The sequence below is a fragment of the Streptomyces swartbergensis genome (genome assembly GCF_002148965.1).
Classification (GTDB): domain Bacteria; phylum Actinomycetota; class Actinomycetes; order Streptomycetales; family Streptomycetaceae; genus Streptomyces; species Streptomyces swartbergensis.
Window position 1 is genome coordinate 1 of the sequence record NZ_NGFN01000782.1, and the last position, 870, is coordinate 870.

Here is an 870-nt window from a genome sequence, read left to right on the forward strand (position 1 = left end):
GGTGTGGGAGAGGGCCAGGGCCGTGGCGCCGGAGAGGTCGTGGGGGATGTGGACGGGGCGGTGGTCCAGGAGGGCGATCGTGCAGCCGGCCGCCTCCAGTTCCGTGCGGAGGTTGTGCGGGGGGAGCAGGTGCAGATGGCGGGGCTGGTCGTAGGCGAGCCACCAGCGGCCCAGTAGCGCGGCGTACACGCTGCGGGGGTTCAGGGTCTCGATGAGCAGGTGGCCGCCGGGGCGCAGGACGTCGAGGGCGGCGTGGAGTTCCGCGCGGGGGTCGGGGATGCCCTCCAGGTGGTGGAGCATGCTGACCACGTCGTAGCGGGCGCGTAGTGGAGCCGAGATCCGGGGATCCGTCAGGCGGCCCACGTGGGCCTCCTCGACGCGGTCGGCCGAGCGGGCGCGGACCACGCGCGGGGTGCGGTCGAGGCCGTCGAAGGCGGTGTAGGGGAAGAACTCCCGGGCGGTCGCGGGGAAGCGGGCGTGGCCCGTCCCCACGTCCAGCCAGCTCTCCGGCTCCCCGAACCGGAGCATCGCGCGGGCGGCCGAGCGGTGGCGGAGCCGGCTGCCGCGCAGCGCGAGGAGGGTGTCGGCCGCGACGTCCCGGGGCGCTCCGCGCACCGTCCGGTGGTAGAGCGCGAGGCCCTCGAACGTGAGGCGGGGGTTCTGGAAGGTGTGGCCGCAGTCCCGGCACTCGTCGACGGTGAAGCTGCCCGGCTTGTACTGCCGCAGGTCACCGGTGCGCAGCCGGTTCCGCAGCCGGGCCGAGCCGCACCAGGGGCAGTCCTCGCGGCGCGGCCCGGATGCGGAACCGGCTGCGCACCGGTGACCTGCGGCAGTACAAGCCGGGCAGCTTCACCGTCGACGAGTGCCGGG

1 protein-coding gene is annotated in these 870 nt (G+C 74.9%); it reads right to left on the bottom strand.

The window, feature by feature from the left end; all coding sequences use genetic code 11:
• On the bottom strand, window positions 1-753 hold a 753-nt coding region (locus CA983_RS44300; RefSeq protein WP_086606171.1), incomplete at its 3' end, for a class I SAM-dependent methyltransferase.
• Between the last annotated feature and the right edge of the window lie 117 nt (window positions 754-870).